General features: G+C 63.4%; 13 protein-coding genes and 1 tRNA gene. All 14 read left to right on the forward strand.

Annotated features, from left to right (window positions below; genetic code table 11):
- Nucleotides 1–25: 25 nt before the first annotated feature.
- Entirely contained in the window at nucleotides 26–1,012 is a 987-nt protein-coding gene (acuI, locus tag Q0949_RS16655; protein WP_299374810.1) for an acryloyl-CoA reductase, read from the forward strand.
- A 40-nt stretch (nucleotides 1,013–1,052) separates the two neighbouring features.
- The gene (locus Q0949_RS16660; protein ID WP_299374813.1) at nucleotides 1,053–1,475 is read left to right on the forward strand and encodes an HIT family protein; all 423 of its coding nucleotides are present in this window, start codon (nucleotides 1,053–1,055) and stop codon (nucleotides 1,473–1,475) included.
- Between the two features lie 193 nt (nucleotides 1,476–1,668).
- Nucleotides 1,669–3,363, forward strand: a complete 1,695-nt coding sequence (locus tag Q0949_RS16665) for a BCCT family transporter (protein WP_299374816.1) — start codon at nucleotides 1,669–1,671, stop codon at nucleotides 3,361–3,363.
- 93 nt (nucleotides 3,364–3,456) lie between these two features.
- Nucleotides 3,457–4,683 (forward strand): aminotransferase class V-fold PLP-dependent enzyme, encoded by a 1,227-nt coding sequence (locus Q0949_RS16670; protein ID WP_299374819.1) that lies wholly within the window; start codon nucleotides 3,457–3,459, stop codon nucleotides 4,681–4,683.
- Nucleotides 4,684–4,760: 77 nt separating this feature from the next.
- Entirely contained in the window at nucleotides 4,761–6,179 is a 1,419-nt protein-coding gene (locus Q0949_RS16675) for a deoxyribodipyrimidine photo-lyase (protein ID WP_299374821.1), read from the forward strand.
- A 76-nt stretch (nucleotides 6,180–6,255) separates the two neighbouring features.
- Nucleotides 6,256–7,464 (forward strand): cyclopropane-fatty-acyl-phospholipid synthase family protein, encoded by a 1,209-nt coding sequence (locus Q0949_RS16680; protein ID WP_299374824.1) that lies wholly within the window; start codon nucleotides 6,256–6,258, stop codon nucleotides 7,462–7,464.
- Between the two features lie 19 nt (nucleotides 7,465–7,483).
- Nucleotides 7,484–7,924, forward strand: coding sequence for a TrgA family protein (locus tag Q0949_RS16685; protein WP_299374827.1), 441 nt, complete (start codon nucleotides 7,484–7,486; stop codon nucleotides 7,922–7,924).
- A 4-nt stretch (nucleotides 7,925–7,928) separates the two neighbouring features.
- Nucleotides 7,929–9,044 carry an NUDIX domain-containing protein gene (locus tag Q0949_RS16690; RefSeq protein ID WP_299374830.1) on the forward strand — a complete coding sequence of 372 codons (1,116 nt, stop codon included), beginning with the start codon at nucleotides 7,929–7,931 and terminating at the stop codon, nucleotides 9,042–9,044.
- A gap of 55 nt (nucleotides 9,045–9,099) precedes the next feature.
- Nucleotides 9,100–10,128 carry a cysteine synthase A gene (locus Q0949_RS16695; protein WP_299374833.1) on the forward strand — a complete coding sequence of 343 codons (1,029 nt, stop codon included), beginning with the start codon at nucleotides 9,100–9,102 and terminating at the stop codon, nucleotides 10,126–10,128.
- 15 nt (nucleotides 10,129–10,143) lie between these two features.
- Nucleotides 10,144–12,486, forward strand: coding sequence for a DUF3772 domain-containing protein (locus tag Q0949_RS16700; protein WP_299374836.1), 2,343 nt, complete (start codon nucleotides 10,144–10,146; stop codon nucleotides 12,484–12,486).
- Entirely contained in the window at nucleotides 12,483–13,208 is a 726-nt protein-coding gene (locus Q0949_RS16705; RefSeq protein WP_299374839.1) for an alanyl-tRNA editing protein, read from the forward strand. The genes Q0949_RS16700 and Q0949_RS16705 overlap by 4 nt, the downstream gene beginning before the upstream one ends.
- 54 nt (nucleotides 13,209–13,262) lie before the next feature.
- Nucleotides 13,263–13,352, forward strand: a tRNA-Ser gene (locus Q0949_RS16710).
- A 335-nt stretch (nucleotides 13,353–13,687) separates the two neighbouring features.
- On the forward strand, nucleotides 13,688–14,995 hold the full coding sequence (hisD, locus tag Q0949_RS16715) for a histidinol dehydrogenase (protein WP_299374842.1): 1,308 nt from the start codon (nucleotides 13,688–13,690) through the stop codon (nucleotides 14,993–14,995).
- 10 nt (nucleotides 14,996–15,005) lie between these two features.
- Nucleotides 15,006–15,986, forward strand: a complete 981-nt coding sequence (locus Q0949_RS16720; RefSeq protein WP_299374845.1) for an alcohol dehydrogenase catalytic domain-containing protein — start codon at nucleotides 15,006–15,008, stop codon at nucleotides 15,984–15,986.
- Nucleotides 15,987–16,138 lie beyond the last annotated feature (152 nt).

The following is a 16,138-nucleotide window of genomic DNA, read 5'->3' on the forward strand; positions in this document are numbered from 1 at the left end:
GACCCTTCGTGAAATGGAGAACGACATGTTCAATGCACTGGTTGTGAACAAGGATGAAGACAGCGGCAAGACCTCCGCCGCGGTGCAGGCGTTGTCGCTGGACGATCTGCCCGCCGGCGAGGTGACGGTTGCGGTCGAGTATTCCACGGTCAACTACAAGGACGGTCTGTGCATTGGCCCTGGCGGCGGTTTGGTGCGCAAGTACCCGCATGTGCCGGGGATCGATTTCGCAGGCACCGTGGAGGCGTCCGAGGATGACCGCTACAAGCCCGGCGACAAGGTTGTGCTGACCGGCTGGCGCGTGGGCGAGGCCCATTGGGGTGGTTATGCGCAAAAGGCGCGGGTCAAGGCCGACTGGCTGGTGCCGCTGCCCGAGGGGCTGGACACGCGTGCGGCGATGGCCGTGGGGACCGCCGGGTTCACGGCGATGCTGTCGGTCATGGCGCTGGAGGATCACGGGATCAAGGCAGGGCCGGTTCTGGTTACTGGTGCTGCGGGCGGTGTGGGGTCGGTGGCCACGGCCATTCTCGCCAATCTCGGCTACACGGTGGCGGGCGTGACCGGACGGCCCGAAACGGCGGATTACCTGACATCCTTGGGCGCCAGCCAGATCGTGGCGCGCGAAGAGATCAACGAAACCACCAAGCGCCCGCTTGAGGGCGAGACCTGGGGCGGCTGTGTTGACGCCGTGGGCGGCGCGATGCTGGCCCGCGTGCTGGGACAGATGGAATATGGGGCAAGCGTCGCCGCCGTCGGTCTGGCCGGTGGCGCGGCCCTGCCTGCGACGGTCATCCCGTTCCTGCTGCGCGGTGTGAACCTTCTGGGCATCGACAGCGTGATGCAGCCCTATGACAACCGCGTCCGCGCCTGGGCGCGCATCGCCAAGGACCTGCCCATGGACAAGCTCGACGCCATGATCCAGCCCGCGACCCTGTCGGATCTGCCCGGTCTGGGCGCCGACATTCTCAAGGGTCAGGTCAAGGGCCGCGTCGTGGTCGACGTGAACGCCTGATCGGGCTACACGGGTCTTCGAGCCAGCTTCGGAGACCCGCATGACCGCCTATGACGACCAGAACATCTTTGCCAAGATCCTGCGGGGCGAGATCCCGTCCTTCAAGGTGTACGAAGACGACGACACCTTGTGTTTCATGGACATCATGCCCCGTACCGATGGACATTGCCTGGTCATCCCCAAGACACCCTGTCGCAACGTCCTGGACGCCAGCGACGCACAGCTGGCCGCTGTGATGGCGACCGTGAAAAAGGTCGCCAACGCGGCCAAGACCGCCTTTGACGCCGACGGCATCACCCTGCAACAGTTCAACGAGACCGCAGGCGGGCAAGAGGTGTTCCACCTGCATTTCCACATCCATCCGCGCCACGCAGGCCTGGCCATGCGCGCACCGGGACAGATGGGCGACATGGATGCGATCAAGGCCCATGCCGAACGGATCAGCGCCGCGCTGCCGCGCTGAGTGATTCGCGCGTGCATGGCAGAGCGCGGCGCGACATCCGGCAAAAACTTGAAGATCGGGGCCGCTTTTTCACAGCTGTCCGAAAACGGCGATATTTTGCAATAAACGACCCTGACGGGAGGAATTAACACTTCGTCAATCACGCCGCCCGTGGTTTGCTGACTGTCATAAAAATGACAACAGGAAGGAAGCCATGTCTATTCAACCTCCTCTCACGGAGCTGCCGATCAAAACCGCCGATACGGGGTTTTATCGCGGGTTCAGTGTCAATGTCGCGGTGGTCAGCAAGGTCATCATCAGCATCCTCGTGGTGTGGTGTATCGTCTGGCCCACCCAGGCCGGCACCATCCTGGGCGACTGGAACAGCGTCATCCTGTCAAACTTTGCCGCGTGGTACATCTGGGTGGTGACGTTCTTTGTGATCGTCTGCATCGGTCTGGCCATCTGGCCCACAGCGGGCAAGCTGAACCTCGGCCAACCGGGCGAGAAACCGGAATTCACCAACTTCTCCTGGTTCTCGATGATGTTCGGCGCCGGGATCGGTGTCGGCATGCTGACATGGGCTGTCGCCGAGCCTGTGGCACACTTCAAAAACAACCCATCCGTCATTCAGGGCGCCACAACCGCACTGGGCGAGGACAACGTGCGCGAGGCCTATGTCTGGTCCTTCCTGCACTGGGGTCTGGGCGCGTGGGCGTGCTACGCCATCGCGGGTCTGGCTCTGGCCTTCTTCAGCTACCGTCGCGGCCTGCCGCTGACGATCCGGTCGTCGCTGACGCCGCTCTTTGGCGCGCGCCTGTCGGGGCTGCTGGGCAACATCATCGACATCGTGGCCGTGGTTGCGACCATCCTCGGTGTGGCACAAACATTGGGCTTTGGCGTGGAACAGTTCGTTGCGGGTCTGACCCGTATCGGCATCGGTGGTCTGGTGCTCGAGGATGGCTCTGCCACAACGCTGGGCATCATCGTAGCCCTGCTTGTTATCATGGGCGCCTCGACATTGTCGGCGCTGTCCGGTGTTGGCAAGGGCATCAAATGGCTGTCCAACATCAACATGGTGCTGTCGATTGTCCTGCTGGGCTTCTTCATCATCTTTGGTGCGACATTCTTTGGGGCCGCAGCGTTCTTTGTCGGTATCTGGGATTACCTGATCGCGCTCCCATGGCTCAGCTTCAACGTCTATTCATCGGACGGCGTCGAAGGCTCAGAGGCGTTCCTGCTCACACAATGGCAGGGCTGGTGGCCGGTGTTCTACTGGGCCTGGTGGATCGCATTCGCACCCTTCGTGGGTCTGTTCCTGGCGCGCATCTCGCGCGGTAGGACCATCCGCGAATTCGTGCTGGGTGCCATGATCGTGCCGTCGCTGATGTGCTTTGTCTGGTTCTCCTGGGCCGGTGGCACCGCCATTGATCTGGAACTGAACGGGGACGCCAACGGTGTCATTCTGGACGCGGCCAATGGTGACAAGATCTTTGCCATGACCGAGTTCATGCTGGCGCCCATCGCGCAGGCTCTGGCCTGGGGCATGGCGGTTCTGATCGTTGTTCTGCTGATGACGTTCCTTGTCACATCTGCTGACTCGGCCGTTCTGATCGTGAACACCATCAACGCCGCGGGTGACGAAGGTCCCAAAGCGCGTCCCCACATCCTGTTCTGGGGCGCAGCCCTTGGCCTTGTGGTCGCGGGTCTGCTGATTTCTGGCGGGACCGGGGCGATCCAGACCGCGATGGTGATCGGCGCGCTGCCGTTCTCGATCGTGATGGCACTGATGTGCATCGCTCTGATCAAGGCGATCTACAATGACGGGCGCCGCGAGGCGGCGGGCGTGCCTGCGGTCCACTCGGAAATTCCGGGCGCCACCGGCAACGGCCTGTCGCCCGCTGAATAAGCGGCTCTGACCGATACCAACCAAAGAGGCCCCGGTGCTTGCGCGCCGGGGCCTTTTTCGTTTCAAAGGTGCATCAGCCACAAGGTGTGTCCCATGTCCCTCGATCTCGACTTTGTCCGCGCGCAGTTTCCCGCCTTTGCCGAACCGTCCCTGCAGGGGCAGGCGTTCTTTGAGAACGCGGGTGGCAGCTATGCCTGCCGACAGGTCATTGACCGGCTGACGCGGTTCTATACCGCGCGCAAGGTGCAGCCCTATGCCGACTATGAAGCGTCCCGGCTGGGCGGGGCCGAGATGGACGAGGCACGCGCGCGCATGTCTGCCTTGCTGGGCGTTGACGCAGACGAGCTCAGCTTCGGGCCCTCCACCACCCAGAACACCTATGTGCTGGCACAGGCCTTTGCGGACATGATGCAACCGGGCGAGGCCATCGTGGTGACCAATCAGGATCACGAGGCCAATACCGGCCCGTGGCGGCGGCTGGCCGCGCGCGGGATCGAGATCCGCGAATGGCAGATCGACCCCGCGACAGGCCATCTGGATCCTGCCGCGCTCGAGGATCTCCTGGATGAACAGGTACGGCTGGTCTGCTTTCCCCATTGCTCCAACGTGGTCGGAGAGATCAACCCGGTGACCGAGATCACCGCGCTGGCCCATGCGGCGGGGGCCTTTGTCTGTGTGGACGGGGTCAGTTACGCGCCGCACGGCTTTCCGGACGTGGGCACGCTGGGGCCGGACATCTATCTCTTTTCCGCCTACAAGACCTATGGCCCGCATCAGGGTCTGATGGTGGTGCGCCGCGCGCTGGCGCAGCTGCTGCCCAATCAGGGGCACGTGTTCAACGGCGATGATCTGACCAAGCGTTTCACGCCCGCCGGACCCGATCACGCACAGGTCGCGGCCTGTGCTGGCATGGCAGATTATGTGGATGCGCTCTTTGATCACCATATGGGTGGTGAAGACATCAAGGTGTCCCCGCGGGGACAGAGTGTCCACGACCTCATGCGCGCCCGCGAGATCGACGCTCTGGGCCGCGTGATGGACATGCTCGGGGGGCGCAACGACCTGCGCGTTCTGGGCCCCACGGATGCCGCGCGCCGCGCGCCGACGATCGCGCTGGATCTGGGACGGGATCCGGCACCTGTCGCGGCGGCCCTTGCAGGGCACGGCATCATGGCGGGGGCGGGCGATTTCTATGCCGGGCGCGCGCTGGCCGCGATGGGGGTGGACGCAGCGCGGGGCGTGCTCCGGCTCAGCTTTACCCACTACACCAGCGACGCCGAGATCGATCAGCTTCTGACCGCGCTGGACGCCGTGTTGTGACCCAAGGGAACCCGTTTGTGTCTTGATCCAAACGTATCCGCCCTACGTACCCCGGAATAACAAAAGGAAACGGGGACTTGAGCAGCACACCGATCATCATGTGGTTTCGTCGCGACCTGCGGCTGAGCGATCATCCGGCGTTAAAGGCGGCTTGCGACAGCGGGCGGCCCGTTATCCCTTTGGTCATACGGGATCGGAGCGTGGACGATCTGGGCGCGGCACCGAAATGGCGCTGGGGTCTGGGGGTCGAACATCTCGGGCAATCGCTGGCGGAGAAGGGCAGCCGTCTGACCTTGCGGTCGGGCGATGCGCTGGAGGTGCTGCTACAGCTGATCGACGAGACGGGGGCGGGCGCGGTACATTGGTCGCGCCTTTACGATCCGCAGGCGGTTGAGCGGGACAGCAAGATCAAGGCAACCCTCAAAGAACAGGACATCGATGCGCGCAGCTATGGCGGGCACCTGATGTTCGAGCCGTGGACGACCGAGACAAAGACCGGCGGGTTTTACAAGGTCTACACCCCGTTTTGGAAATCCGTAAAGGACCGCGACGTGGATGCGCCGCTGTCCACGCCCGACACAATCCCGGCACCCCGGACTTGGCCCGAAAGCGAGGACGTCAAAGACTGGACCCTCGGGGCCGCAATGAACCGCGGGGCGGAGGTCGTTCGCCCGCATGTCCGTCTGGGCGAGAGTGCTGCGCAGTCGCGGCTGGGTGCGTTCATGGCATCCAAGGTCGCGACCTATGATGCGGGGCGCGATATCCCTGCCGAGGACCGCACCTCGAACCTGTCGGAAAATCTGGCCCTCGGAGAGATCAGCCCGCACCAGTGCTGGCACGCGGGCGTGCGGGCGCTGGAGGAAGGCAAGGCCGGTGCCGAAACCTTTTTGAAAGAACTGGTTTGGCGCGAATTTGCCTATCACCTGATGCACCATACACCCCGCATCCTTGACCAGAACTGGAAAGAGGATTGGGACAGCTTTCCGTGGAACGAGGACGCGCGCAAGGCGCAGGTCTGGGCCTGGAAACAGGGGCGCACAGGCATCCGTTTCGTGGATGCGGCCATGCGAGAGCTGTACGTCACGGGCCGCATGCACAATCGCGGGCGCATGATCGTCGCCTCGTATCTGTGCAAGCACCTGATGACCCATTGGCGGATCGGGCAGCAGTGGTTCGAGGACTGTCTGATCGACTGGGACCCGGCCAGCAACGCGATGGGCTGGCAATGGTCGGCAGGATCGGGGCCCGATGCGACGCCCTATTTCCGCGTGTTCAACCCGGTCACGCAGCTCGATAAGTTCGATAAGAACCGCGATTATGTCAGCCGCTGGATCGCCGAAGGGCGCCGCAACAAACATGACGATGCGCTGTCCTTCTTCGATGCGATCCCCAAGACCTGGGCGATGTCACCGGATGACGACTACCCGGATCCGATCGTGCCCGCCGACGAAGGCCGCAAGATCGCGCTAAGTGCCTATGAAAACCGGGATTTCTGAACATGAATACTGCGAGCGCGCTTGCGTGACGGGTGGTGTCAAGCTAGCTTGACAAAAATGCGAACGGGGAGACCGCATGATCAAGACAACGACGGACGGCGAACGGAACTTGCCGCGATATTTTGCACGTGCCTTTGCGCTGTTGCAGACGGTCAACAAGGGCCGCATCGACTTTGTCCTGCCGGACGGGCGGCATTTTCGCGCCGAAGGCCCCAATCCAGGCCCGGTGGCCGAGGTGCATATTCACAACGAAGACCTGTTTGCCCGCCTGATCCGCGAGGGCGATCTGGGATTTTGCGACGCCTATCTGGATGAATGGTGGACCACGCCGGATTTGCAGGCGTTCATGGATTGGGCCCATGCGGACAATGACGACATCTATGACGGATTTCCCGGCATGGGGCTGGTGCGCCAGTTCGAGAAATTCCGGTTCTGGCTGCAACGCAACCACCGCGATCAGGCCAAGAAGAACATCAGCTATCACTATGATCTGGGCAACGAGTTCTATGGGCTGTGGCTGGACGATACGATGACCTATTCCAGCGCGCTGTTCGAGACCGGACAGGAGAGCCACGAGGCCGCGCAGATTGCCAAATACGCCAGCATGGTCGACCAGATGGGCGCGCAGCCGGGCGATCATATCCTTGAGATCGGATGCGGCTGGGGCGGGTTTGCGGAATATGCCGCACGCGAACGGGGCCTCAAGGTCACCGGGCTGACCATCAGCGAAGAACAGTTCAAGTACGCACAGGAACGCATTGAAAAAGCAGGGCTTTCGGATCAGGTCGATTTCAAGTTGCAGGATTACCGCGACGAACGTGGCCTGTATGACGGGATCGCCAGCATCGAGATGTTCGAGGCGGTGGGCGAGAAATACTGGCCCGTCTATTTCGAGACCGTGCGCGAACGGCTGAAGCCGGGCAAGACGGCGACATTGCAGATCATCACCGTGCAGGACCGCCGGTGGGAGGTCTACAAGCGTGGGGTGGATTTCATCCAGAAATATATCTTTCCCGGCGGCATGCTGCCCAGCCCCAGCGCGTTGCGCGACCAGATCGGCAAGGCCGGGCTGGCCGTTGAACGGTCGATCGAATTTGGCCAGAGCTACAACATTTCGCTGCGGCGCTGGCACGAGACGTTCAATGAAAAATGGGACCAGATTGCCGACATGGGCTTTGACGACCGGTTCCGGCGGATGTGGAATTTTTACCTCACCTCTTGCGCGGCGACGTTTGAAAGTGCCAACTGTGATGTGACGCAGATCACAATCAGACGCCCCGGATAGACCATGAAGGACATGCCCAATGCCTAACGCAGCCAAATTGGTGGCCGCCGTTGGTTTGGCCATTCTTGCCTTTATCGTGTCGGGCATGATCCCGCCGCTTTTCGATGAGGGCACCAATTTCGGCTGGTTCACGCAGGTCAACGTGGTTGTGGGGTTCCTGACAGGCTGGCTGGTGGTGGGCTCGCGCGCGGGGCGGGGCATCGTGTCGGCGATCAATGTGGGGTTGACCGGCCCGGTCGTCATGGTGTTCTGGGCGCTGTTCATCCAGTCCTGCAACGAGATGGTGCGGATCGCGATGAAGAACCGCTATGACGGCGCGTTCGAGGCGCTGGTGGCGGTGTTCGAGATCGGCGCGGAGTGGGCGTTGTTGATGGCGACGATCCCGATTTGGGCCACCTTGTTGGTGGGTGGTGTCATCACGGGTCTTTTGACCGAATATGCGTGGCGGACCTGGCGGTAACCCTATGACAGATATGTTCTTTTACGGCACATTGCGGCATGTGCCGCTCTTGGAATGCGTGTTGGGCCGGGATGCGTCCGATCTGGACGTGACGGCGGCGGAATTGCCGGGATATGTGGCGCGCAATGGCGAGGCGGGCCTGTACCCCGTGCTGGTGGCGCAGGGCAGTGGCATGGCGCAGGGTGTGCTGGTGCGTGGGCTGGACGGTGATGCGCTGGCGCGGTTGAATTTCTACGAAGGCGGATTTGATTACGCGGTGGGTGCCGCGGCGCTGTCGAATGGCGCGCTGGCGCAGGTCTATCTGCCGTCGGATGCGGTTGAGGCCGAGGATGGCGCATGGCTGTTCGACGCGTGGTGCGCCAAATGGGCCGAGATGACGGTGATCGCGGCGCGCGAGGCGATGTCGCATTTCGGGCGGTTGAGCCCGCAGGAGATGGCGCGGCAATTGCCGCGGATGCGCGCGCGGGCCTGGAGCCAGATCCTGGCGCGGTCGGGTGATCATGGCGATGGCGTGCTGCACGGGGCGGTCGACATTCGGCATCACGCGCGGGTTTACGCCAATTTCTTTGCTCTGGACGAGTTGCAGTTGCGGCATGAGACCTTCGACGGGGGGATATCCGAAGAGTTGGACCGCGCGGTGTTCGTGAATGCGGATGCGACCATCGTGTTGCCCTATGACCCGGTGCGGGATCGGGTATTGCTGGTAGAGCAGGTGCGGATGGGTCCCATCGTGCGACGTGATCCGCATGTGTGGCAGCTGGAGCCGGTCGCGGGGCTGGTCGATCCGGGCGAGCAGCCCGCCGAGACCGCCCACCGCGAAGCGCAGGAGGAGGCGGGGTTGCAATTCCGCAGTCTGGAAGATGTGGGGCATTGCTATGCCTCGCCCGCGGCCTCGACGGATTTCTTTCACCTCTATGTCGGTCTGTGCGATCTGCCCGATGGGACAGCCGGTGTGGCCGGCAAGGAGGACGAGGGCGAGAACATCCGGTCGCATGTGCTGTCGTTCGAGGCGTTGATGGAAATGGCCGAGGCGCGCCGGACGGTGAACGCGCCGCTGACATTGCTGACCTACTGGCTGGCCCATCACCGGGCACGATTGCGCGCAGGCGACGTGGGTTGAGGTCGCACAGCGACGCAGCTACACCTGATGCACAAAGGAAAGAGAAAGGGCTGACATGGACTATGCGTCGGATCTGGCTGCGGCCGTCGGGAACACACCTCTGATCAAGCTGCGCCGCGCCAGCGAAGAGACGGGCTGCACCATTCTGGGCAAGGCCGAGTTCATGAACCCGGGACAGTCGGTCAAGGATCGGGCGGCGCTGTCGATCATTCAGGATGCGGTGGCGTCGGGCGCGTTGCGTCCGGGCGGCACCATTGTAGAGGGCACGGCGGGGAACACCGGGATCGGCCTCGCGCTCGTGGGGGCGTCGATGGGGTACAAGACGGTGATCGTCATCCCCGAAACCCAGAGCCAGGAAAAGAAGGACATGCTGCGCCTTGCGGGCGCGGAACTGGTTCAGGTGCCTGCGAAACCCTATGCCAACGTCAACAATTATATCCGCTATTCCATGCGCTTGGCCGAGAAACTTAACGAGACGGAGCCGAATGGCGCCATCTGGGCCAACCAGTTCGACAACGTGGCCAACCGCCGCGCGCATGTACAGACGACCGGCCCGGAAATCTGGGAACAGACCGGCGGCAAAGTGGACGGGTTCACCTGCGCTGTGGGATCGGGCGGGACGCTGGCAGGCGTGGCCGAGGTGCTGCAACCCAAGGGCGTCAAGGTCGCGTTGACGGACCCCGAGGGTGCGGGCCTTTTCAAGATCTATACCGGTGAGGAGAACCCCGGCAATTCCATCACGGAAGGCATCGGGCAGGGGCGGATCACCGCCAACCTCGAAGGGTTCACGCCGGACATGGTGTACCGGGTGCCGGATGCCGAGGCCTGCGAGATCGTCTTTGACCTGATGCAGAACGAAGGCTTGTGCATGGGCGGATCAACGGGGGTGAACATCGCGGGTGCCATGCGACTGGCGCGCGATCTGGGGCCGGGCCACACCATCGTGACCATCCTGTGCGACTTTGGCACGCGCTATCAGTCCAAGCTTTATAACCCGGATTTCCTCAAGGAAAAGGGCCTGCCCGTGCCCGAATGGCTGGACCGTGGCCCCGCCAGCATTCCCGGCGTGTTCGAGGATGTTTAACGGGTGACGGCGGCGATGGCATCGTGGCGTGGCGCGGCGCTTGTCCTTGCGGCGGCGCTCTTTTGGGCGACACAGCTTGTCGCACAGGCCACCGGCCCGGACTATGCGGAATGGCAGAGTATCGCGGAACGGGCCGAGGGCGCGGTGGAAAGCGCGCAGGCCTCTGACGAGGCGCTGACCACGCTGCGCGGCGAAGTGGCCGGGTGGCGGCAGCAGTTCCAATCGCTGCTCAATACCAATGACAGCCGGCTCCAGACCCTGCGAGACCAGATCGATGCACTGGGCCCTGCGCCCGAGGAAGGGTCGACCGAGCCCGAGGAAATCGCCTCTCGCCGTGCGGAACTGACCGAACAGCTGGACCGTCTGAGCATTCCGCGTCGCAAGGCCGAAGAGGCGTTCAGTCGCGCCAACGGGATCATCGCGGAAATCGACGAGATCCTGCGCCAGAGGCAGGCGGATGCGCTGCTCAACATGGGGCCTTCGCCCGCCAATCCGACCTATTGGGGTGGCGCGCTGCGCCGCGCCACCGAAAGTGTTCTGGCCATAGGGGCCAATATCCAACAGTCGTGGCACAATCCGGCCGCGCGGGCGCGTGCGCAGGACAACCTGCCGCTGGTGCTGGTGTTGCTGGCGGTCGGGCTGGTGCTGGTCAGCCGGTCGCGCCGCTGGTCCGAAGCGCTGGCCGTGCGCATCCAGCGTCGCGACAGCGGGGCAGGGGTCGAAGCCGCGGGGTTCGTCGTATCGCTGGGGCAGATCATCCTGCCGATGCTGGGCCTTTTTGCCATTGTGCGCGCCATCGGGGTCACCGAGATTCTGGGCACGCGCGGCACGGTTCTGCTGGATGCGCTGGAGCCTGTGGGCCTGTCGCTGTTCTTTTCGCTGTGGCTGGCCAGCCGCATTTTTCCGCGCAATGACAGCCTGTCCACACCGCTGGCTTTGCCGCCGGAGCGTCGGGTCGAGGGCAATATCTATACGGTGGTTCTGGGCGTCATCTATGCCGTGTCCATCCTGCTCAGCACCTTTGCCGACTATGACCGATATGAGATCCAGTCGGAGGCGGTGCTGCATTTCCCGCTGACCATTGCGGCGGGTCTGATCCTGATGCGGATGGGGTGGCTGTTGCGCCGCAACCGCCAGCACCGGATCGAGGGGGAGCCGGATTTCGAGGGCGACTATGCCTCGCGTTTTGTGTCGCTGCTGGGGCGGTTGGTCATTGTCATCGGCTTGGTCGCGCCGGTGCTCGCGGCCTTTGGGTTCGGGGCTGCGTCACGCGGCCTGATCTATCCCACGATCCTGACGCTTGCGCTGTTCGGGTCCGTCGCGCTGTTGCAGCGGTTCATCCGCGATGTCTACGCGATGATCCGGCCGGGCGAGGGCGCACGCGAGAGCCTTGTGCCGACGCTGGCGGGTTTTGTCGTGGTCTTGCTGTGCCTGCCGCTTTTGGCGTTGATCTGGGGCGCGCGGGTCACGGATCTGACCGAGGTGTGGGCGCGGGTGCGGTCCGGGCTGACCATCGGCGACATGACGATTTCGCCGGGCAGCTTTTTCACCTTGGTCATCGTGTTTGTGCTGGGATACCTGCTGACCCGTGCGGTGCAGGGGGCGATGAAGACCTCTGTTCTGCCCAAGACGAAGATCGATCCGGGCGGGCAGACGGCGATCGTGTCGGGCCTGGGCTATGTCGGGATTTTCCTGGCCGCGCTGGTGGCGATCACGGCGGCGGGCATCGATCTGTCCAGCCTGGCGATTGTCGCGGGTGCCCTGTCGGTGGGCATCGGCTTTGGCCTGCAGACGGTGGTGTCGAATTTCGTGTCGGGCATCATTCTGCTGATCGAACGCCCCATTTCCGAGGGCGACTGGATCGAGGTGGGCGGCCAGATGGGCTATGTCCGGTCGATCTCGGTGCGCTCCACCCGGATCGAGACGTTCGACCGGACGGATGTGATTGTGCCCAATGCGGATCTGATTTCCGGGACGGTCACGAATTATACGCGCGGCAACACGGTGGGCCGGGTGATCATCCCGGTGGGCGTGGCCTATGGCACCGACACACGGTTTGTGGAGAAGGTGTTGCGCGAGATCGCGGAGGCGCATCCCATGGCGCTGGCCAATCCGCCGCCGATGATCCTGTTTGCCGGGTTCGGGGCAGACAGTCTGGATTTCGAGATCCGGATGATCCTGCGCGATGTGAACTGGATGATGGTGGTCAAGAACGAGATCAACCACCAGATCGCGGCGCGCTTCGCCGAAGAGGGGATCGAGATACCCTTTGCCCAGCGGGATGTCTGGCTGCGCAATCCCGAGGCGTTGCAACCGCGCAGCGCTGGAACTGACACTGATGACGAGGGCCAGGCATGACCCGGATGCTGTTTCGCGCGGACGCGTATCTCAGAGAATCGGAGGCCGAGGTTGTGGCCCACACGCCCGAGGGGGGCATCGTGCTTGATGCGACGGTGTTCTATCCCACGGGCGGCGGTCAGCCCGGCGACAGTGGAACGCTGAGCTGGGGCGGCGGTGCGCTGTCCATTGCCACGGCGATCAAGGGCGAGGGCGACGCGATTGTCCTCGTGCCGGCAGAGCCGCGCGCCCTGCCGCCAGTGGGCGCACGGGTCGAACAGGCGCTCGACTGGGATCGGCGCTTTGCCCATATGCGGATGCACACGGCGCTGCACCTGTTGTCGGTGGCCTTACCCTTTGGAGTGACCGGCGGGGCCGTGGGGGCCGGGCGCGGGCGGTTGGATTTCGACATGGAGCAGGCGCCCGAGGACCGCGAGGCGCTGGAGGCCGCGCTCAACGACCATGTGGCCGCCGACCTGCGGGTCAGCGAAGAATGGATCACCCAAGCGGATCTGGAGGCCAATCCCGGCATGGTCAAGACGCTGTCAGTGCAGCCGCCACGCGGGGCCGGGCGCATCCGTTTGGTCCGGATCGGGGACGGTGATGCGATGATCGATCTGCAACCCTGCGGTGGCACCCATGTGGCCCGTACCGGCGAGATCGGCGCGCTGCGGATCGGCAAGGTCGAAAAGAAGGGCCGCATGAACCGGCGCGTCTATCTGCATCTCGAGAACATGGGATAAAGCTGTAACTCACCGCTTGCGTTCCCCTGCCGGATTTGGATAGAACGCGCGCACGGACAGGTGGCCGAGTGGTCGAAGGCGCACGCCTGGAAAGTGTGTAGGCGGGAGACCGTCTCCAGGGTTCGAATCCCTGTCTGTCCGCCACCCCCTCTCTTGTTGCGATCTTGCGATCCAGTTTGCCTGCGCGTTGGCGGCGCTGATCCCCGTATGTCGAGCGCAGGACATGCGCCGTGCACGCGCAAGGCGTTCATTTCCCTTTTTGAATGCGGTCCGGTGCAGGGTATCGCAAAAACTGAGACAAGTCTCAAAACCCGGCCACGCATATTCCAAAATGCCGAATGTCCGCTGGATTGTTTTCGAAGAAAATGTGCGTCACGTCTGCGCCGCTTGTGTGGATCACGCTGGCAACTTAGCGTGCGGGCAAAAGCGTGGCGACGGGTCTGTCGCACGCACGCGACAAGACAAGGACACCAGCACCCATGGCACGTGACTACCTCAAGAAAGCCACCTTGACCGCGCAATCGGGCGCGGCGGACGTCAGCGACATCGTCACCGGCATTCTGCGCGACATCGAGACGGGCGGCGATGCGGTTGCGATGGACTATGCAAAAAAGTTCGACGGCTATGACGGTGCCGTGCTCTTGTCACCCGAAGAGATCGCCGCGGCAGCCGATCTGGTGCCAGAAAAGCTGAAGGCCGATATCCAGTTTGCCCATGCCAACGTCAAGAAATTCGCCGAAGCGCAAAAGGCGACAGTCGCCAATTTCGAGGTCGAAGTCGTGCCGGGCCTGATTGCAGGCCAAAAGGCGATCCCGGTGGATGCGGCGGGCTGCTATGTGCCCGGTGGGCGGTACAGCCACATCGCCAGTGCGATCATGACGGTGACGACGGCCAAGGTGGCCGGGTGCAATCACATCACCGCCTGTTCGCCGCCGCGCCCCGGCGTGGGGATTGCACCCGCGATCGTTTATGCGGCGCATGTGTGCGGCGCAGACAAGATCATGGCGATGGGCGGCGTGCAGGGTGTCGCTGCGATGACCTTTGGCCTGTTCGGCCTGCCACGTGCGAACATCCTGGTCGGCCCCGGCAACCAGTTCGTGGCCGAGGCCAAGCGCATCCTCTTTGGCCGCGTCGGCATCGACATGATCGCGGGCCCGACCGACAGCCTGATCCTTGCGGACAAAACGGCGGACGCGCATATCGTGGCGACCGATTTGGTCAGCCAGGCCGAACATGGGTACAATTCGCCCGTGTGGCTGGTGACGGATGACCGCGCGCTGGCCGAGACGGTGATGGAGATGGTGCCGGGGCTGATCGACGATCTGCCGGAGGTGAACCGCGAAAATGCCTTTGCCGCGTGGCGCGATTATGCCGAGGTGATCCTGTGCAGCGACCGCGAGGAAATGGCGGCCTGTTCCGACGAATACGCGCCCGAGCACCTGACCGTGCAGGCCGAGGATCTGGAGTGGTGGCTGGAGCGGCTGACCTGCTATGGGTCGCTGTTTCTGGGCGAGGAAACGACGGTGTCTTATGGTGACAAGGCGTCTGGCACGAACCATGTTTTGCCCACATCCGGTGCGGCGGGATATACCGGCGGTCTGTCGGTGCACAAGTACATGAAGATCGTGACATGGCAGCGCGCGACGCGCGAAGGGTCCAAGGGTGTGGCCGAGGCGACGGCCCGGATTTCCCGGCTGGAGGGGATGGAGGGCCATGCGCGTGCCGCTGATGTGCGGCTGGCCAAGTATTTCCCGGGCGAGAATTTTGACCTGAGCGCCGAAGGGTGAGGGAGAGCAGATGAAGGCCTTGGTTTACGATGGTGTGGAAACGCTGGGCTACCGGGATGTGCCGATGGCGGTGGCGGCGGCGGATCAGGAGCTGATCCGAATCGAAGCGTCGGGCATCTGCGGGTCGGACATGCACGCCTATCTTGGCCATGATGCGCGCCGGCCCGCGCCGCTGATCCTGGGCCATGAGGCGGCGGGCGTGATCGAGGGCGGGGCGCGGGATGGCACCCGTGTGACGATCAACCCGCTGGTGAGCTGCGGCACCTGTCAGGCCTGTCTGTCGGGGCGCGAGAACCTGTGCCCGGAGCGGATGATCATTTCCATGCCTCCGCGCGAGGGGGCGTTTGCGCAATATGTGGCGATGCGGCCCGAGAACCTTGTAACCGTGCCGGAGGATGTACCGCTGGAAAAGGCGGCTCTGGCCGAGCCTCTGGCGGTCAGCTGGCACGCCGCGCGGCTGGGCATCGAGGCGCTGCATCCCGGTGGGCGCCAGACGGCGCTGGTGCTGGGCGGCGGGGCCATCGGGCTGGCCGCGGCACTGGCCTTGCAGGCGCAGGGCATCGAGGACGTGACGATTGCGGAGCCGAATGACAGCCGGCGGGCTTTCTTGGCGGAGCATTGTGGCCAGCGCGTGGTTGCGGCCGGGACGGGGGCCTTTGGACTGGTCGTCGATGCGGTGGGCTATGCGGCCACACGACAGGTGGCATCGGCCTTGGCAGAGCCGGGCGGCGTGATCCTGCATATCGGCTTGGGCGAGGATCTGGGTGGTCTGGACATACGCCGCATGACGCTTCAAGAGATCACCTTTATCGGGACCTACACCTATACTGCGCAGGATTTCCGCGACACTTGTGCCGCGATTTTCGATGGGCGGCTTGGCGCGCTGGACTGGACCGAGACGCGCCCGTTGGCGGTCGGTGCGCAGGCCTTTGCCGCGCTGCGCTCAGGTGCCGTTGCGGCCCCCAAGATCATCCTGTCCCCATGGGCCTGACATCCGCACCTGTCCCGCCCTGACAGGTATGGCGCGCCCACGCCGCATAACATCTGATCCCCCCATTTCCCCGTTCCCAAGAAAGGTTCTTTTTCCATGAACATCGACAAGAAGATCACGGATGATCTTGTTGCGAATGGCGTGTCGTTCGT

Source organism: uncultured Tateyamaria sp. (assembly GCF_947487805.1).
Classification (GTDB): Bacteria; Pseudomonadota; Alphaproteobacteria; order Rhodobacterales; family Rhodobacteraceae; genus Tateyamaria.